General features: G+C 70.0%; 16 protein-coding genes. 7 read left to right on the top strand and 9 right to left on the bottom strand.

Features of this window, described 5'->3' with window-relative positions; all coding sequences use genetic code 11:
- Both ABZ297_RS33215 and ABZ297_RS33210 read left to right on the top strand, forming a co-directional pair.
- The coding region (locus tag ABZ297_RS33215) for a transposase (protein WP_355354555.1) at nt 1–222 on the top strand (222 nt) is incomplete at its 5' end.
- 379 nt (nt 223–601) lie between these two features.
- Nucleotides 602–1,183, top strand: a complete 582-nt coding sequence (locus ABZ297_RS33210) for a hypothetical protein (RefSeq protein ID WP_355354552.1) — start codon at nt 602–604, stop codon at nt 1,181–1,183.
- Nucleotides 1,184–1,628: 445 nt separating this feature from the next.
- Here the strand turns inward: ABZ297_RS33210 and ABZ297_RS33205 are convergent, their stop codons facing one another.
- On the bottom strand, nt 1,629–2,879 hold the full coding sequence (locus ABZ297_RS33205; RefSeq protein WP_355354549.1) for a class I SAM-dependent RNA methyltransferase: 1,251 nt from the start codon (nt 2,877–2,879) through the stop codon (nt 1,629–1,631).
- 64 nt (nt 2,880–2,943) lie between these two features.
- Here ABZ297_RS33205 and ABZ297_RS33200 point away from each other — a divergent pair, with 64 nt between their 5' ends.
- Nucleotides 2,944–4,581: an alpha/beta-hydrolase family protein gene (locus ABZ297_RS33200; protein WP_355354546.1), complete on the top strand. Its 1,638-nt coding sequence runs from the start codon at nt 2,944–2,946 to the stop codon at nt 4,579–4,581.
- Here the strand turns inward: ABZ297_RS33200 and ABZ297_RS33195 are convergent.
- Nucleotides 4,568–6,610 carry an APC family permease gene (locus ABZ297_RS33195; RefSeq protein ID WP_355354543.1) on the bottom strand — a complete coding sequence of 681 codons (2,043 nt, stop codon included), beginning with the start codon at nt 6,608–6,610 and terminating at the stop codon, nt 4,568–4,570. The two genes, ABZ297_RS33200 and ABZ297_RS33195, sit on opposite strands and share 14 nt — an antisense overlap.
- A gap of 101 nt (nt 6,611–6,711) precedes the next feature.
- On the opposite strand from ABZ297_RS33195, the gene ABZ297_RS33190 reads away from it, so the two are divergent.
- Together ABZ297_RS33190 and ABZ297_RS33185 are read left to right on the top strand one after the other, a co-directional pair.
- Nucleotides 6,712–7,377, top strand: coding sequence for a TrkA family potassium uptake protein (locus ABZ297_RS33190; protein WP_355354540.1), 666 nt, complete (start codon nt 6,712–6,714; stop codon nt 7,375–7,377).
- The gene (locus ABZ297_RS33185; RefSeq protein ID WP_355354537.1) at nt 7,377–8,036 is read left to right on the top strand and encodes a TrkA family potassium uptake protein; all 660 of its coding nucleotides are present in this window, start codon (nt 7,377–7,379) and stop codon (nt 8,034–8,036) included. Before ABZ297_RS33190 ends, ABZ297_RS33185 begins: the two co-directional genes overlap by 1 nt.
- 108 nt (nt 8,037–8,144) lie before the next feature.
- Here ABZ297_RS33185 and ABZ297_RS33180 read toward each other — a convergent pair whose 3' ends face one another.
- The 5 genes from ABZ297_RS33180 to ABZ297_RS33160 form a co-directional block, all read right to left on the bottom strand.
- On the bottom strand, nt 8,145–8,816 hold the full coding sequence (locus ABZ297_RS33180; protein ID WP_355354534.1) for a DUF3159 domain-containing protein: 672 nt from the start codon (nt 8,814–8,816) through the stop codon (nt 8,145–8,147).
- 4 nt (nt 8,817–8,820) lie between these two features.
- Entirely contained in the window at nt 8,821–9,207 is a 387-nt protein-coding gene (locus ABZ297_RS33175) for an OB-fold nucleic acid binding domain-containing protein (RefSeq protein ID WP_355354531.1), read from the bottom strand.
- 28 nt (nt 9,208–9,235) lie between these two features.
- The gene (locus ABZ297_RS33170; RefSeq protein ID WP_355354528.1) at nt 9,236–9,871 is read right to left on the bottom strand and encodes a DUF3710 domain-containing protein; all 636 of its coding nucleotides are present in this window, start codon (nt 9,869–9,871) and stop codon (nt 9,236–9,238) included.
- Between the two features lie 55 nt (nt 9,872–9,926).
- On the bottom strand, nt 9,927–10,367 hold the full coding sequence (gene dut, locus ABZ297_RS33165; RefSeq protein WP_355354526.1) for a dUTP diphosphatase: 441 nt from the start codon (nt 10,365–10,367) through the stop codon (nt 9,927–9,929).
- A gap of 229 nt (nt 10,368–10,596) precedes the next feature.
- Nucleotides 10,597–11,826, bottom strand: coding sequence for an AI-2E family transporter (locus tag ABZ297_RS33160; RefSeq protein WP_355354523.1), 1,230 nt, complete (start codon nt 11,824–11,826; stop codon nt 10,597–10,599).
- A 91-nt stretch (nt 11,827–11,917) separates the two neighbouring features.
- On the opposite strand from ABZ297_RS33160, the gene ABZ297_RS33155 reads away from it, so the two are divergent.
- On the top strand, nt 11,918–14,065 hold the full coding sequence (locus ABZ297_RS33155) for a DUF6351 family protein (protein ID WP_355354520.1): 2,148 nt from the start codon (nt 11,918–11,920) through the stop codon (nt 14,063–14,065).
- Here ABZ297_RS33155 and valS read toward each other — a convergent pair.
- Entirely contained in the window at nt 14,059–16,560 is a 2,502-nt protein-coding gene (gene valS / locus ABZ297_RS33150) for a valine--tRNA ligase (RefSeq protein ID WP_355354517.1), read from the bottom strand. The two genes, ABZ297_RS33155 and valS, sit on opposite strands and share 7 nt — an antisense overlap.
- 109 nt (nt 16,561–16,669) lie before the next feature.
- Here valS and ABZ297_RS33145 point away from each other — a divergent pair, with 109 nt between their 5' ends.
- Nucleotides 16,670–16,954, top strand: coding sequence for a DUF4235 domain-containing protein (locus tag ABZ297_RS33145; protein ID WP_355354514.1), 285 nt, complete (start codon nt 16,670–16,672; stop codon nt 16,952–16,954).
- Here ABZ297_RS33145 and ABZ297_RS33140 read toward each other — a convergent pair.
- Nucleotides 16,887–18,320 (bottom strand): trehalose-6-phosphate synthase, encoded by a 1,434-nt coding sequence (locus ABZ297_RS33140; RefSeq protein WP_355354511.1) that lies wholly within the window; start codon nt 18,318–18,320, stop codon nt 16,887–16,889. The two genes, ABZ297_RS33145 and ABZ297_RS33140, sit on opposite strands and share 68 nt — an antisense overlap.
- Nucleotide 18,321: the final 1 nt, after the last annotated feature.

Raw genomic sequence — 18,321 nt, 5'->3', positions numbered from 1 at the left:
CAGCGCTATGCCCGCTGGGCTGGGGTGGAGGCCACCATCGCCCTCGGTGTAAATGGCTTTGGCCTGTGGCGGTCCCGCTACCGCGGGACCGCCAAGACCCATCTGCAGCATCTGTTCATCGCCGCGGCGATGAACCTCACCAGGCTCGACGCTTGGCTGACCGGAACGCCTCTGGCCCCGACGCGCACCTGGAATTTCGCCGCTCTGCGTCCGGCAGCATGATGAGAAGGTGTTTCGATCCTGGGGTTGTAGATCAATCGAAATGTTGGAATGCGTCTATGGCGACCTGTTTGCCCGAGCTGATGCAATCTGTTCAGAAATACCTGGTCAACGCTGGGATGGCGGAGTGTTCCTGTCAGGCGGCAAGGTCCTCACCGCGCTGCCCGCGCGGCTAAAAGCTGTTTCTTGGATCAGGTTCGGAGCCCGATGACTTGGCCGATCGGCTGCGATTCCTCTATTTGCCGGTGGGTGATGGGTCAGCCGCTGTGACCGGGAGCCGGTAAGACCCTGTCGCAGCGATCCGGTGAGGGTCGATCGCCTCGTCCTCTCTGCGTGAGCGGCCTAATGCCCGCCGCTGCCAGTGGATCTCTATGCTCGTAGCATGGACACGGCGGAAACCGTCCCCGACACCTGGCGGCCTGGGCGGGCGGTGGCGATCGTGCCGACGGTCGTCGCGGCCCTGGCGACCGTGTGGGCGACGAGCGTTCCAGGTTGGTACCTGATGTGGCTGGCGTTGATCGCCAATGTCTGGGTCTTCATCGGTCTCATATGGCTGCTCACGCTGGGCCGCATGCTGTTCAGGCGTGAACCTTTAGCGCGGTTGCGTCGCGAATGGCCGGTGTGGTCACTGCCGCCCCTGATCTTTCTGCTTATTTGCGGCCTACTCTACGTGGGCGCGCCCCTGGAGGCGCGCTTCGCCCTGTCACGCTCCGCCCTCGACGGCCGCGCTCGGGCCATCTCACACAGCACTCCGCTGCCCGCAGACGACGAATGGATAGGGCTGTTCCCGGTCGAACGGGCCGAGAGGATCCCCGGCGGAGTGCGTTTCGCCATCGACGGCACCGGGTTTCTCAGTACCAGCGGATTCGCCTGGAGCCCGGAGGGTGAGCCGCCTGAGCCCGAGGGCGAGGATCTCTACGAACACTGGCACGGCCCCTGGTACCTCTGGAGTGAGTCCTACTAGGGAGCCTCTCATCCGGGTGGCGATCGCCCTGATCATCTGGGGCTCCGCACCTCATCTCAGAAACTGTCAGCCGCCGTTCCCCTCGCCGATCTGCGGGCGCCCTGGACGGTGGTGGTCAACCTGCTGGCCAGAAGCCTGCTGGGCGGCCTACTGCTAGGCGTCATCCCGGACCTGGTCCTCATCCCTATCCTCGCAGGCGTGTTGGTGGTCTCAGCGGTGAAGCTGACCAGGCACACATCCCCCAACGTGTGACATGGCCCCGTGATCACATTGGTGATCACGGGGCTTCTTCTGTCTTATCTACTTCGCCAACGGTGTCCCGTGTGGATGGCGGGGCGTTTCATGATCGTGCGTCACTGGTGCGTCATAATCTTGAGATTTACTGAGACACCGTGAGACAACGCGAGACGTATTCAGTTGCCTTTCTGCTGGTCAGAGCGATGATTCAGTTCCTGACCAGCAGGGCCACGCACTCCACATGGTGGGTCATCGGGAAGGCGTCGAAGGCGCGCAGGTCCGACAGCGGGTAGCCGAGCTCCGCCAGCCAGGCCAGGTCGCGGGCGAGCGTCGCCGGGTCGCAGGAGACGTAGACGATGCGGGTGGCCTCCAGGGCGGCGATCCGGTGGACCACGTCGCGGCCGAGGCCGGACCTCGGCGGGTCGACCACCACCAGGTCGGCCCGTTCGATCTGGAAGCGGTCGAGCGCCTCCTCCACCCGGCCGCGCTCCACCCGCGCCTGCGGCAGGTCGCGCAGGTTGGCGCGGGCGTCGCGGACCGCGGCTTCCTCCGACTCCAGGCCGAAGACGGCGCCTTCCTCGCCCACGGCCTCCGCCAGGCCCGCGGCGAACAGGCCGACGCCGCAGTACAGGTCGAGCGCCCACTCCCCCGGCTCGGGGGCCGCGTAGCTCAGGACGGCGTCCAGCAGGGTCTCGGCCGCGCCGGGGTGAACCTGCCAGAAGCCGCTGCCCGCCACCCGGAACTCGCGGTCGCCCACCTGTTCGCGCAGGACGCCCGTGCCCCGGCGTGGCACCGTGCGGCCCTTGCCCTGGTGCAGCAGGATGGACGCCGGGGCGTCGAGTTCGGGGACCGTCACGCTACGGCGGGGCCTGGGCGTGACGACGACAGCGCGGTCGCCTCCGGAGGAGGCGATCACCTCGACCCCGGCGGCGCCCCGCCAGTCGTGGCCTTCGGCGCCGACCGCCTCCACCTCGGGGTGCGCGATCAGGCAGGCGTCGACCGCCTCGATGTCGTGGGAGCGGTGCCGACGGAAGCCGAGAACGCCGTCGGGACGGGCGGCGAACTGCACGCGGGTGCGCCAGCCGAGCCCGTCCTTGGCACCCGGCACCTCCTCCACCACGACCTCGCGTTCGACGCCGGCGAGCCTGCGCAGCTGCTCGGCCACCACGTCGGCCTTGAGCGCGCGCTGGGCCTCAAGGGTGGCGTGCTGCCAGTCGCAGCCGCCGCACCGGCCAGGACCGGCGTACGGGCAGGGCGGGACGACACGGTCGGGCGACGGCTCGAGGATCTCCACGGCGTCGGCCCTCAGGAAGCGGGCCGTCTCTTCGGTCACCTCGGCGATCACCCGCTCGCCGGGCAGCGCGTGCCGGACGAAGACCACCCGCCCTTCATGGCGTGCCACGCACCAGCCGCCGTGCGCGACCGGACCTACCGTCAGCTCGAGAGATGCCTGTTCCACACGGACACCCTATGCCCTGACCTTGGCGGCTACTTTCCGAGTTGACCGGCTACGCTAGGCGATCGTGGAGAGCACTCGGGTGGTGCGACGGCGGCCCGGTTTCGGGGGAACACTGCTGGCCGTCCTGTTCTTCTGCGCCTCCCTGACGCCGTCGCTGCTGCCCCGGACGTGGGAGTACCAGGGAGTGATGGGCGCGGTCACCGCGATCCTCGGCTACGCCGTGGGGGCGTCGGTGGGGGCCGCGGGGCGGGCCGTGATCTCGTACCGGCCGCCCGAGCGGTGGCGGCGCAACGCCTGGCAGTTGCTGATCGGCACGTCCACGGGGCTGGTGGCCGTCTCGCTCTGGTACAGCCACGACTGGCAGCGCAGCCTGCGCGCGCTGATGGGCATGGACACGCGGATCAGCTGGTTCCCTCCGGTGATCCTGGCGGTGTCGGCCGTGCTGTTCACGGTGTTCCTGGTCGTCGCCCGGCTGGTGCGGCTGGGCGGGCGGCGGCTGATCGACTGGCTCGACCGCTACGTCAACGCCTACGTCGGCCACGCCATCGGCATCCTCGTCATCGCCTTACTGGTCGCGGTGTTCGCCAACGACGTGCTGTTCTCCGGTTTCGTCAACGCGATGAGCGACGTCTCCTCGGTGACCAACCTCACCACCCGTCCCGGGCTCAAGCGTCCCGCCTCGCCGCTGCTGTCGGGCGGCCCCGGCTCGCTGGTCAGCTGGGAGTCGCTGGGCAGGGAGGGCAGGAACTTCACCGGCACCGCCACCACACCGGCGCAGCTCACCGCGTTCTCCGGCAAGCGTGCCGCCCAGCCGATCAGGGTGTACGTCGGGCTCGGCGCCACCGCCTCGCCCGAGCAGCAGGCGGCGCTGGCCGTGCGGGAGCTGCAGCGCACCGGCGCGTTCGAGCGTCCGGTGCTGGCCGTGCTGGGCACCACCGGCACCGGCTGGGTGGACCAGCACATCGCCGAGTCACTGGAGTACATGTACAACGGCGACTCGGCCATGGTCGCGATGCAGTACTCCTACCTGCCGAGCTGGGTGTCGTTCCTGGTCGACAAGCGCAAGGCGGCGGCCGCCGGCCGGGCCCTGTTCGACGCGGTGCGGGCCAGGTGGGCGACCCTGCCCACGGCCCACCGTCCGCTGCTGGTGGTGGCGGGCGAGAGCCTCGGCTCGTACGAGCTGGAGAACGCCTTCCGCGACCTTCCCGACCTGACGGCCAAGGCCGACGGGGCGCTGTTCGTGGGGCCGCCGAACGCCAACCACATCTGGAACGAACTCACCTTCCACCGCGACCCCGGCAGCCCGGTGTGGCGGCCGATCTACCAGCAGGGCCGGACCGCCCGGTTCGCCCAGTACCCCGCCGACCTCGCCAGGCCGAAGGGCCCGTGGCAGCACCCCCACGTGGTCTACCTGCAGAACGCCTCGGACCCTGTCGTGTGGTGGTCGCCCCAGCTGCTGTACCACCGGCCCGCCTGGCTGGAGGCGCCGCGCGGGCCCGACGTCAACCCGCAGATGAACTGGTTCCCGCTGGTGACGTTCTGGCAGGTGCTGGTGGACATGTCGACGGCGCTGTCCGTCCCGCCCGAGCACGGGCACCGGTACGGCGCGAACATCGCCGACGGATGGGCGGCGGTCGCGGCCCCGGCAGGGTGGACGCAGGCCGACACGCAACGGCTGCGGGCCGTGCTCAGCGGCTCCTGACCTCGTCGTCCTTGTTCGTCTGAGACCAGGGGCGGCGCACCGCGCCGGGGGCGAACGGCTCCGGGCGGCCCTTGAGCCGGTCCGACGAGTGCAGCTGCCACGGCACGCTCGTCACCATGACGCCCGGCTTGAACAGCAGCCGCGCCTTCAGCCTGAGCGCGCTCTGGTTGTGCAGCAGGTGCTCCCACCAGTGGCCGACCACGTACTCGGGGATGAACACGGTCACCACGTCGCGGGGCGAGCGGCGGCGCAGCGTCTTGACGTAGTCGAGGATCGGCTGGGTGATCTCGCGGTACGGCGAGTCCAGCATCTTCAGCGGGACGGGGATGCTCCTGCGCTCCCACTCCTCCTGGAGCTGGCGCGCCTCCTCGCCCTCGACGCCGACGGTGATCGCCTCCAGCGTGGACGGCCGGGTGGCGCGGGCGTAGGCGAGCGCCCGCATGGTCGGCTTGTGGATCTTGGAGACGAGCACGATCGCGTGGTTCCGCGCCGGCAGCATCTGCTCGTCGATCTCCTCGGTGATCGCCAGCTCGGCGGCCACGTTGTCGTAGTGGCGCCTGATGGCCTTCATCATGAGGAACAGGACGGGCATCGCGATGCACACGATCCAGGCGCCGGCCACGAACTTCGTCAGCAGCACGACCACGAGCACCAGCCCGGTCATGATCCCGCCGAAGAAGTTGATCGCGCGGGAGCGGTGCATCTGGTGCCGGACCTTGGGATCGGTCTCCGTCTTCAGGTGGCGGGTCCAGTGGATGACCATGCCGGTCTGGCTGAGCGTGAACGAGACGAAGACACCGACGATGTAGAGGTTCAGCAGACGGCTGACGTCGGCCTGGAAGCCCCAGAGCAGCAGGCAGGCCGCGGCCGCCAGGATGACGATCCCGTTGGAGAAGGCCAGCCGGTCGCCGCGGGTGTGCAGCTGGCGCGGCAGGTACCTGTCCTGCGCCAGGATCGAGCCGAGCACGGGGAAGCCGTTGAAGGCGGTGTTGGCGGCCAGGAACAGGATGAGCGCGGTGACGGCGGAGATGATGATGAACGGGAGCGAGCCGCCGCCGAAGACCGCGTCGGCCACCTGCGAGATGATCGGCTGCTGGTAGTAGCCGGGCCCGACCGGCTTGCCGTCGGGGCCGAGCAGGTCGGTCGCCACCACGGACGGCTCGGCCACCTTCACCCCCGAGGCCAGGCCGAGGGCGATGATGCCGCCGAACATGGTGATCGCGATCACGCCCATCATGAGCAGCGTGGTGGCGGCGTTCTTGCTCTTGGGCTTGCGGAAGGCGGGCACGCCGTTGCTGATGGCCTCGACACCGGTCAGCGCCGCGCACCCGGACGAGAACGCGCGCAGGATCAGGAAGACCGCCGCGAAGGTCGCCAGGTTGGTCTGCTCGGGAACGATGTCGAACCCGGCGCTCGGCGCCCGCAGCTCGTCGCCGAGAACGAGCAGCCGGAAGAGGCCCCAGGCGACCAGCCCGATCACGGCGACCATGAACGCGTAGGTCGGGATCGCGAAGGCGACCCCCGACTCGCGCAGGCCACGCAGGTTGACCACCGTGAGAAGAATCACGATGACGATGGCGACCGCCGGTTTGTGCTCGCCGACGAACGGGATCGTCGCGCCGACGTAGTCGACGCCGTTGGCCACCGACACCGCCACGGTCAGCACGTAGTCGACCATGAGGGCGCTGGCGACGGTGAGCCCGGCGTTCTTGCCCAGGTTGGTGGTGGCGACCTCGTAGTCGCCGCCGCCGCTGGGATAGGCGTGCACGTTCTGCCGGTACGACGCCACCACCGTGAGCATCACGACCACGACGGCCGCCGCCACCCAGGGGCTGTACGTGTAGAACGAGACGCCTGCCAGCGACAGGATGACCAAAATCTCCTGCGGCGCGTACGCCACGGAGGAAAGAGCGTCGCTGGCGAAGACCGGCAGAGCAATGCGTTTGGGCAGGAGTTGCTCGTGGAGTTGCCCGCTACGCAGGGCGCGCCCCACGAGCACGCGTTTGACAAGATCCGTTACCTTCGCCACAGAACGAGATGCTAGCCCCATGTTGGGGACGTAAACGCAGCGCTCCCCCCTCGGGCCATACTGGTGTCGAGCAACCGGCCGACCGTGGAGTTCGGGGGAGTATGCATATCGTGATCATGGGTTGTGGACGGGTCGGCTCGACCCTGGCCCACATCCTCGAGGACAACGGACATTCTGTGGCGATCATCGATCGCGACCCGCAGGCGTTCCGACGGCTCCGTGCCGGGTTCCGCGGCCGCCGGGTGACCGGCATCGGCTTCGACCGCGACGTGCTGACCGAGGCGGGCATCGAATCCGCCGCCGCGTACGTCGCGGTCTCCAGCGGCGACAACTCCAACATCATCTCCGCCCGGGTGGCGCGCGAGACGTTCGGCGTCGACAACGTGGTCGCCCGCATCTACGACCCCCGGCGGGCCGAGGTCTACCAACGGCTGGGCATCCCCACGGTGGCGACCGTGCGCTGGACCGCCGACCAGATCCTGCGCCGCATCCTGCCCGAGGGCGCCGAGCCGCTCTGGCGCGACCCCACCGGCACGGTCATCCTCGCCGAGGTCACCGTGCACTCGGCGTGGATCGGCACCCGCGTGCTCGACCTGGAGAGCCGGGTGCGCACCCGCGCCGCCTTCATCAACCGGATGGGCGAGTCTCTGGTCGTCGCCGAGGACACCGTGGTGCAGGAGGGTGACGTGCTGCACGTCGTCGCCGCCGAGAACGACATGGACCGGATCAACAAGGTGCTCGCCGCGGCACCGGAAGAGGACCACTGATGCGCGTCGCCATCGCCGGGGCGGGAGCCGTGGGCCGGTCCATCGCGGCCGAGCTGCTGGAGAACGGGCACGAGGTCCTGCTCATCGACATCGACCCCCGGGCCATCAAGATCGACAGCGTGCCGCGGGCGGAGTGGCTGCTGGCCGACGCCTGCGAGATCGCCTCCCTCGACGAGGCGGGTCTGAGCAACTGCCACGTGGTGGTCGCCTCCTCCGGCGACGACAAGGTCAACCTGGTGGTGTCGCTGCTGGCCAAGACCGAGTACGGCGTGCCGCGCGTGGTCGCCCGCATCAACCACCCCAACAACGAGTGGCTGTTCAACGAGTCGTGGGGTGTCGACGTGGCCGTCTCGACCCCGCGCCTGCTGAGCGCGCTGGTGGAGGAGGCGGTGAGCGTCGGCGACCTGGTGCGGCTGATGACGTTCCGCCAGGGCCAGGCCAACCTGGTGGAGCTGACGCTGGCCGAGGACGCGCCCGTGGTGGGCCAGCGCGCCGGGTCGGTGCCGTGGCCGACCGACGCGGCGCTGGTGGCGATCCTGCGCGAGGGCCGGGTGCTGGTGCCCACCGCCGACGACCCGCTGGAGGCCGGCGACGAGCTGCTGTTCGTCGCCAGCCAGGAGGTGGAGCAGGAGCTCGCGCACCTGCTCTCACAGCACTAGCTCTCACCGCAGTAGCCATAACCGCACTGGGCGAAGTCGGAGCACAGGCTCCGACGGCACTGGACGGAGCCGGTTCCGGCGGGGCCTGCTCTCACAGGCGTGGCGGGTTCAGGCAGGGGCGACGGGCGGTTTCAGCGGAGTCCGGCCCCTGCCGAGCACCCACAGCATCGCGCCGAGCGCGGCCACCTGGAGCGGCCAGCCCATCGCGATCTTGGCGACGCCGAGCGCGGCGACGGCCTTGTCGCCGCCGCCGAACAGCCACACGGGAAGCTGCACGGCCACCCTGACCACGCACGGCACCAGCAGCAGCCAGGTGAGCCTGCTGCACAGCTTCACGATGCCGGGGTCCTTGCGCCAGCCGGTGGGGTCGCCGGTGACCGAGCCGATCAGGAAGCCGACGACCGGCCAGCGGGTGACGATCGACAGCAGCATGGCGACGGCGTAGCCGGCGTTCCACAGGATCCCGGGCAGGAAGTAGTCCTTGGCGTCGCCGGTGCGGCTGGCGAAGAACGCGCCGATGGCGATGCCGATCAGGCTGTTGATCACGAACTGCGGCGTCGACCGCTGCGCGATCCGCGCCACCAGCAGCAGCACCGACAGCGTGATGCTGATGATGAGCGACAGCTTCAGCTCTTCGGTCGTGATCCAGGAGATCGTGAACGCCACCGTCGGGACGGCTGCCTCGATGATGCCGCGCACGCCGCCGAACGCCTTGGCGAGCTGAGCCCGCACCGCCGCCTCCACGGTGTCGTGGGCGACCTCTTCCGCCTCACCACTCACCAGATCAACTCCCCGGACGCAGCTCGTAGCGCGGATTGAACATCACCTTGCGTCCGTCCTGCATGCTGACCAGGCCCTCGGCCCTGACCGTGCGGCCAGGCTCGATGCCTGCGATCTTGCGACGGCCGAGCCAGACGAGGTCGATCACGTCCGACCCGTCGTAAAGCTCGGCCTCCAGGGCGGGCGCGCCGCCCCGCGGACGCAGAGTCACCGTACGTAGCGTACCGGCCACGCAGAAGCGACGGCGGCCGCCACACGAGACGATGGGGGTGGCGCCGTGCTGTTCGACGTCTTCTCGCAGTTCCTGGGCCTCGATCTCGGACTGGGGTGAGGCCAGCCGACTGAAGAAGCCGCGCAATCCCCCGCGTTTGGAGGGCTCTGCCGTACTCATGATGGTTCAGCCTATGCGATGGAAGTCGTCAGCGAATCTCGCTGATTTCCGGCCCTCGTCGGAACGGGTTGAAGGCCGCGGACTCGCTGGTCTCGGCGGCCTGATCGTTCGGCCGGCGCAGCGGGATCGGCTCTTCACGGGCCATCGGCTCGTCGCCTCTGACGACCACGACGTCTCTGACGAAGGTCAGCAGTTCGGCCGCGGCCTGCTCGTCGACGGCGGCCTTGCCGCTGACGACGGCGAGCAGGAACCAGCGCGGGCCGTCGATGCCGAGGTAGCGGACCGGGCGGGTCTCGCCCTGGTTGGTCACCTCGCCGGTCAGTTCGGCGCCGAACGGGCCCTCGACCTCCTGCAGGGTCTTCGCCTGCGAGGCGATCTTGGTCTTGACCTCGTCCCAGAGGCCCATCGTCTTCGGCGCGGCCAGCGCCTGGACCTGCAGCGTGCTCTCCTCGTGGAGCACCACGACGCCGACGTGCTGGTCTCCGACGGAGGCCAGCCGGATGTCGAAGTCGGGGTGGTTCGGCACCCGCAGGCCGCCCAGGTCGATGCGGTCGGTGCCGGGGTGGGGCTCGTCGGCGTCCCACGGGCCGGACTCGCGCTGGGGCGCGGCGGGCGCCTGGTCGGCTGCCTGCTCCGGCTGCTCACGACGGCGACGTCGGAACACTTGTCTCACTCTCCTGTCCGTGTGGTCGCGCGCCCCGCGGGGCGCGCTCCCCTGGCTAGCGTCCTGTCGAACCGAACCCGTTGGCGCCGCGTGTGGAGCCGGGCAGCCGTTCCACCTCGGCGAAGACCGCCCGCTCCACCCGCTGGACGACGAGCTGGGCCACCCGGTCGCCGCGCTGGAGGCGGAAGGGCTCCTTGGCGTCGGTGTTGATCAGCGTCACCCTGATCTCGCCCCGGTACCCGGCGTCGACCGTGCCGGGCGCGTTGACCAGGGTCACGCCGTGCCTGGCCGCCAGCCCCGAGCGCGGGTGCACGAACGCCGCGTAGCCGACGGGCAGCGCGATCGCCACTCCCGTGCCGACCACCGCGCGCTCGCCCGGCAGCAGCTCGACGTCCTCGGCCGCATAGAGGTCGGCGCCCGCGTCGCCCGGATGGGCGTAGGACGGCAGCGGCAGCTCCGGGTCGAGCCGCTGGATGAGGACCTCCGTGTCGCTCAAGGTTTCCCCTCGTAGTCGTGGTGTCGCGCGACGTGTTCCCTGATGGCCGCCGCGGCGCCGTACTCCGCCTCCATGGGCGGCCCCATGGACAGCTCCGCCACGGGGACGTGAGGGATTTCACCCCTCAGCCTCACGGTACGCCTTCCCGCCCGTGATCCCGCCGTACCGGGCGCGCCGGTGGAGTGTCGTACCGGCGGCGACGGGGTGGAACGGGTCACGAGGGATGAGGTTACTCCGTGTGGGCCGTCTCTTCGCCCTCGGCGGACAGACCATCGGCAGCCGGCCTACCGGAGCCGGCCTGCGAACCACCGGCAACCGGCCCTCCGGGGTCGGCGGAGCCGCTGGGCGGGCCGCCGGACGGGGGCCCGCCCGAGGGCGGGGACTCCTCGGCGGGCGGGGGCAGCGCGGGCGTCTCGTGCCTGAGCTCCGGCAGCGCCCGGTAGATCACCGCGGCGACCGGCACGGCCACGGCCGCGCCCGCGATGCCGCCCAGGATGCCGCCCACGGCCAGCACCAGGATGATGGCGAGCGGGTGGAAGTTGAGCGCCCTGCCCACGATGAGCGGTTGCAGCACGTGGTTCTCCAGCTGCTGCTCCACGACCAGGATGCCGACGAAGATCAGCGCGTACACGGGCCCCTTGGCGCCGAGCGTGACGAGCGTGGCCACCGTGCCGGCGAAGAAGATGCCGACGATCGGGATGAAGCTGGCGAAGAAGATCAGCACGGCCAGCGGCGCCCAGAGCGGCACCCCCATCCCGGCGAGGACGATGCCCATGATGACGCCGTGCACCGCGGCGACGCCCACGGTGCCCTGCACGTAGTGCGAGAGCGTGGCCCAGGCGGCCCGGCCCGCCCTGTCGACCCGCGGCGACATCGCGCCGAACGCCCTGAGGAACCAGGCCCAGATCCGGTCGCCGTCCTTGAGCAGGAAGAACGTGACGAACAGCAGCAGCACGAGGGAGGCGAGCACCTCGAAGGCGACGGCTCCGGCGGTCAGCACGGTGCCGGTGATCGCCGACTGCTGGGTGTTGACCATGTTGGCGATCTCGTCGACGTACCCGGTGATCTGCGCCTCTTTCAGGTGCAGCGGGCCGGTGATCAGCCAGTTCTGCACGTCGCGGGCTGTCGCCTGCACCTGCTTGACCAGGTTGGGGAACTCTTCGGTGGCCCGTGCGCCCACCAGCCAGCCGGTGCCGGTGAGCACCGCGAGCGCGACCATCATGGTGATCCAGGTCGCGTAGATGGGCCGCATGCCCGCCTCGCGCAGGTTCTTCGTCAGCGGGAAGAGCAACGCGGTGAGCAGCAGCGCGATCGCCACGGGCAGCGCGACGATGCTGAGCCGCGCGATCGCCTGGGCGAAGAAGTAGACGACCACGCCGACGAGGATCAGGCACGCGGACCATGCGGCCATCTTGGCCAGCACAGGCGGCACGAGCTTGGTTGGGCGGTCGGTCAGCACGGTTTCAAGACTGGCACGTCCCAAGCGATGATGCGCACCGTTAAAAGATCGGGTCTGGGCAGGGAGGGACCGGCGTGTCACCGTCAAGGTCATGAAGGTTTTGACGGTCATCGCCGCGATCTCCGCTCTCGCGGCCGGGCCCTCGGTTCCCGCGCTCGCCTCCACCGGCGGGAACCTCGCGCTGGAGGTGCTCTCCAGCCGCGCGGACCAGGTAAGCGGCGGCGACGCCCTGGTCAGGGTGCGCACGGGCCACCGATTAACGGTGACGCGCAACGGCGAGGACGTGACCGCGGCCTTCAAGCCCGACCTGGGAGGGCGCACGGCCACCGGGCTGGTGACCGGCCTGTCCGACGGGGTCAACACGATCACCGCGTCCGACGGGCCGCGCCGGGAGACGCTGAAGGTCCGCAACCACCCCGTCTCGGGGCCGATCTTCTCCGGGCCGCACCAGTACCCGTTCCTGTGTAAGACCGAGCGGAGCGGCCTCGGCCCGCCCGCCGTCGACAACCAGGACGGCCAGGGCATGCGCGTGGCGGGCGGCTGGAGCAGGGACTGCTTCGCGCCCACGGTGACCGACCGGCTCTACCGCGCCACCGACGGGACGTTCAAGGCGATGCCGTCGCAGCGTCCCGCCGACATGACGACCACCACGCTGCTCGACGGGCGGACCGTGGACTTCGTGGTGCGGCGCGAGCGCGGCGTGATCAACCGGTTCCTCTACTCGATCGCGATGGTGGAGAACGGCTGGAACGGCCGGGCGATGTACCGCTTCGACGGCGGCGTGGGGATCGGCCACGACCAGGGCACGCTCGGCGGAAGCGCGCTCGACCCGTACGGGCTGGGCAAGGGCTACGCGATCCTGTACTCGTCCGGCACCCGCACCTCGACCCACTACAACCTGATCCTGGGCGGCGAGACGGCGCTCATGGTCAAGGAGCGCTTCGTCGAGCAGTACGGCGTGCCGCTGTACACGGTCGGCGTGGGCGGCTCGGGCGGCGCCATCCAGCAGTACCTCTACGGGCAGAACTACGGCGACCGGGTGATCGACGCCGCCATCGCGCAGTACTCCTTCCCCGACATGGTCACCCAGACGATCCACGTCGGCGACTGCGAGCTGCTCGAGAACTACATGGACCACAACCCGCGCTGGGCCCGCTGGGACGACCGGTCCGCGCTGATCGGCATGAACGCCAGCGACACCGTGCCGAACGCGTACACCGGCAAGCCCGGCTCCGACGAGTGCGTCAAGGGCTGGCGCGGCCTGACCCCGCTGACCATGAACCCGCTCTGGACGTCCAACAACGACCCGGAGTGGAAGCAGATGGACCCGCCGGGCGTCAAGGACACCGTCCAGTGGACGCACTGGGATGACCTGCGCAACGTCTACGGCGTCGGCCTCGACGGCTACGCCCGGTCCACCTGGGACAACGTCGGCGTCCAGTACGGGCTGCGGGCGCTCGTGGACGGCGTGATCACGCCCGCCGAGTTCCTCGACGTGAACGCCCGGGTCGGCTCGTGGAAGGAGGCGGCGGACATGGTCCAGGAGGGCTGCCCGTTCACCGAGTGCGCCACCGACTTCGACCCGTGGAGCGCCCGCAACGCCCGGTCGGGCGACCCCGCGCCGCGGCGCGCCGGTGACCCGGTGGCGATCAGGAACGTGACGCGCAGCGGGCTGGTGTTCCGCGGCGCCATCGACATCCCGGTCATCGACTGGCGCCACTACCTGGAAGACCAGCTCGACATGCACGACGCGCACCAGTCGTTCGCCTCGCGGCAGCGGATGCTGGACTTCGACGGCGACGCCGGCAACCAGGTCATCTGGTTCACCGACGCCCGCCCCGACGGCCCCCGCTTCGACCAGACGCCGGAGGCGCTGCAGGTCATGGACGAGTGGCTGGCCAACATCCGGGCGAACCCGTCGCGCGGCGTGACGGGCAACCGGCCCGCCACGGCCGTGGACCGCTGCTTCGCCACCGACGGCGCGCAGCTCGCCGCGGGCCCGCACGTCTGGGACGGCATCCTGGACGGCAGGCCCGCCGGCGCCTGCACGGCGAAGTTCCCGCTCCACTCGACCGCCCGGGTCGTGGCGGGCGGCCCGCTGAAGGGCGGGGTCTACGCGTGCAGGCTCCAGCCGGTGGCGCGGGCCATCGAGCGCGGCCTCTACGGGACGTGGCAGCCGTCCCCCGCCGAGCGGGACCGCCTTGAGGCGATCTTCCCGACGGGGGTGTGCGACTACTGATCCTCGACGAGGACCACGTCGACCAGGAACTCCGGGCCGTCGTCGAGGACGAACTCCTCGACGTTGCCCGCCCCGCACAGGTCGTCCTGCGCTTGCCGTGCCAGCTCCACCTCAGGACCGGAGACGGTGAGCCGCGAGACCTCGGCCCGCATCGACAGCTTGGCCGCGGACTTGGCCTTGCGGACCTGCCTGAGCACCTCCGAGGCCACCGACAGCACCGCGGGATCGCCCTGGCCGTTGCCGGTGGCGGGCCCGGACGACGGCCACGCGGCCCGGTGGACGCTGCCGTCACGCCACCAGGACCACACCTCCTCCGTGACGAACGGGAGGAACGGGGCGAACAACCGCAGCTGGACGTCCAGGGCCTGCCGCAGGGCGGCGTGGGCCGAGGCGGCGGCCGCGTCGGAGTCGTAGGCGCGGCCCTTGACCAGCTCCAGGTAGTCGTCGCAGAACGACCAGAAGAACCGCTCCGCGGCCTCCAGCGCCCTGGTGTAGTCGTAGTTCTCGAACGCCTCCGTGGCCTCCTTGACCACGTCCGACAGGGCGGCGAGCATCGCCAGGTCGAGCGGCTCGGTGACCTCCCCCACCGTCTCCGGGAAGGACAGCACGAACTTGGACGCGTTCAGGATCTTGATGGCGAGCCGCCGCCCGACCTTGATCTGGCCGGTGTCGAAGGCGGTGTCGGTGCCGGGGCGCCCGCTGGCCGCCCAGTAGCGGACCGCGTCGGAGCCGTACTCCTCCAGCAGGCCCAGCGGGGTGGTGACGTTCCCCTTGGACTTGGACATCTTCTTGCGGTCGGGGTCGAGGATCCACCCGGAGATCGCCACGTCGCTCCACGGCAGCGTGCCGAACTCCTGGTGCGCCCGGACCACGGTGGAGAACAGCCAGGTACGGATGATCTCGTGGGCCTGCGGGCGCAGGTCCATCGGGAAGACCCTGGAGAACAGGTCGGGGTCGCGCTCCCAGCCGCCGGCGATCTCCGGCGAGAGCGAGGAGGTGGCCCAGGTGTCCATCACGTCGGGGTCGCCGACGAAGCCGCCGGGCACGCCCCGCTGCGCCTCGGTGTACCCGGGGGGCACCTGCGACGACGGGTCGATCGGCAGCTCGCCCTCCGGCGGCACCAGCGGGTTGGCGTAGTCGGGCTCGCCCGCGGCGTCGAGCGGGTACCAGACGGGGAACGGCACGCCGAAGAAGCGCTGCCTGGAGATCAGCCAGTCGCCCGCCAGCCCCTGCACCCAGTTGTCGTAGCGGACCCGCATGTGGGCCGGGTGCCAGCTCAGCTCGGCGCCCCTGCCCAGCAGCCGCTCCCGCAGCTCCGGGTCGCGCCCGCCGTTGCGGATGTACCACTGCCGGGTGGTGACGATCTCGAGCGGCCTGTCGCCCTTCTCGTAGAACTTCACCGTCCGCTGGACGGGCCGCGGGTCGCCGTCGAGGTCGCCGGACTCGCGCAGCAACTCCACGATGCGCTCGCGGGCGCTGTGCACCGTCTTGCCCGCCAGCTCCTTGTACGGCTCCGCCTCGACGCCCTCGGGCGGCTCGGGCAGCAGCCGCCCGTCGCGGCCGACGACCGGCCTGGTCGGCAGGTTCAGCTCACGCCACCAGGTGACGTCGGTGACGTCGCCGAACGTACAGATCATCGCGATGCCCGAGCCCTTGTCGGGCTCGGCCAGGTGATGGGCGAGCACCGGCACCTCGACGCCGAACAGCGGCGTCAGCACGGACGTGCCGAACAGCGGCTTGTAGCGCTCGTCGTCGGGGTGCGCCACCAGAGCCACGCAGGCCGGGATCAGCTCCGGCCTGGTCGTCTCGATCCAGACCGGCCCCTTCTCGCCGTAGAACGAGATGCGGTGGAACGCGCCGGGCCACTCCCGGTCCTCCAGCTCGGCCTGGGCGACGGCGGTGCGGAAGGAGACGTCCCACAGCGTGGGCGCCTCGGCCAGGTAGGCCTCGCCCCGGGCCAGGTTACGCAGGAACGCCCGCTGGGAGGCCGCCCGCGCGTGGCCGTCGATGGTCGCGTACGTCATCGTCCAGTCGACCGACAGGCCGAGCCGCCGCCACAGCTCCTCGAACGCCTTCTCGTCCTCGACGGTGAGGCGCTCGCACAGCTCGATGAAGTTGCCGCGCGAGATCGGCACCTGCCGCTTGGGATCGGGCTTGGCGGGCGGTGTGAAGTCGCGGTCGTACGGCACCGAGGGGTCGCAGCGGACCCCGAAGTGGTTCTGCACCCGGCGCTCCGTGGGCAGGCCGTTGTCGTCCCAGCCCATGGGGTAGAAAACTTCTCGCCCGCGCATCCGCTGGAAGCGGGCGACGGTGTCGGTGTGGGTGTAGGAGAAGACGTGACCGACGTGGAGGGAGCCTGAGACGGTCGGGGGCGGCGTGTCGATGGAGTAGACCTGCTCGCGGGTCTTCGTCCGGTCGAAGCGGTAGGTGCCTTCGTCCTCCCAGCGGGCTACCCATACCTGCTCCAAGCCGTCGAGAGTCGGTTTCTCGGGCATGGATGCATGGCGTAGTCGCTGCTGAGTCATGCCTCCCAATGGTACGGCTTCTGGGGCCCCAGAAGCGGTAGAGACTATGGTTCGTTACAAAGGGGAAGGAGACGTGCAGATGGCAGAGGACAAGCCCGATATCGCCTGGCGGGTGATCGGGGGGCTCGTCGGTCTGGTCACGGCGTGGGCGGCGAGGAAGATCCTCGGGTTCGTCTGGGTGAAGACCACCGGCAAGGAGCCGCCGGTGGACCCCGACTCGCCCGAGGTCACCATGGGCGAGGCGATCGGTTACGCGGTTCTCATGGGCGTGGGCATGTCCGTGGCGCAGATCGTGGTCAACCGGACCGCCAAGAAGCGGTACGAGGCGTGGAAGTCCGTGAAGCAGGTGACTCCAGGGCAGTGAGGAACTCACTGGCCCAGCGGTCCACGTCGTAGGTGGCTACCCGGCGGCGCATCGTGCGCATGCGCCGGGCCAGCTCGTGCGGCGTGGCCCGCATCGCCGCCAGCATCTGGCGCTTGACGTCCTCGACGTCGTACGGGTTGACCAGGAACGCCTGCCGCAGCTCGTCGGCGGCCCCGGCGAACTCGCTGAGCACCAGCGCCCCGTGCAGGTCGTGGTGGCACGAGACGTACTCCTTGGCGACCAGGTTCATCCCGTCGCGCAGCGGCGTGACCACCATGACGTCGGCGGCCAGGTAGAGCGCCGCCAGCTCCTCGCGCCCGTACGACTGGTGGAAGTACTGGATCGGCTGGTGCCCGAGCATCGCGTGCTCGCCGTTGACGCGGCCGACCTGCAGCTCGATGTCGTCGCGCAGGCGGCGGTACTCCTCCACCCGCTCCCTGCTGGGCGTGGCGATCTGCACGAACACCGCCTCGCCCGGCGCGACCTTCTCCTCCGCGAGCAGCTCGCCGAACGCCTCCAGGCGCTGGCCGATGCCCTTGGTGTAGTCCAGCCGGTCCACGCCGAGCAGCACGTGCTCGGGGTCGCCCAGCTCGAACCGGATCTCCTTGGCGCGGGTGATGATGTGCGGCTCGCGCACCAGCGAGTCCAGCTCGCCGAAGTCGACGGAGATCGGGAACGCCTGCGTCGTCACCACCCGGTCGTCGAGGAAGATCTCGTTCCCCTTGTACGGCAGGCCGAGCAGCCTGCGGCAGAGCATCCGGAAGTTCGACGCCCCGCCAGGAAGCTGGAAGCCCACCAGGTCGGCCCCCAACAGGCCCTCGACCAGGTCCTTGCGCCACGGCAGCCGCCAGAACAGCTCCACCGGCGGGAACGGGATGTGCAGGAAGAAGCCGATGCGCAGGTCCGGCCTGAGCCTGCGCAGCATGGCGGGGACGAGCTGCAGCTGGTAGTCCTGCACCCAGACGACCGCGCCCTGCTCGGCGGCCTCGGCCGCGGCGGCGGCGAAGCGCTCGTTGACGGCGCGGTAGGCGTCCCAGGCGTCGCGCTCGAACACCGGCGGCACCGCCACGTCGTGGTAGAGCGGCCACAGGGTGGCGTTGGAGAAGCCCTCGTAGTACAGCTCCACCTCGCGGGCCGACAGCGGCACCGGGATGAGGCTCATGCCGTCCTGCTCGAACGGCTCCAGCTCCTCCTCGGCCGCGCCGTGCCAGCCGAGCCAGGCGCCGTGGCGGCGCTGCATCACCGGTGCGATCGCGGTGACCAGTCCCCCTGGGCTTCTACGCCATGAGGCCGTGCCGTCAGGCCCGACCGTCCGATCCACCGGCAACCGGTTCGCGACGATCAGAAACGAGCTACGGCCACTCACC

The sequence above is a fragment of the Nonomuraea sp. NPDC005983 genome (assembly GCF_040614375.1).
Taxonomy (GTDB): Bacteria; Actinomycetota; Actinomycetes; order Streptosporangiales; family Streptosporangiaceae; genus Nonomuraea.
The sequence above is the reverse complement of the archived record's forward strand: the minus strand, read 5'-3'. Positions and strand labels throughout refer to the sequence as shown.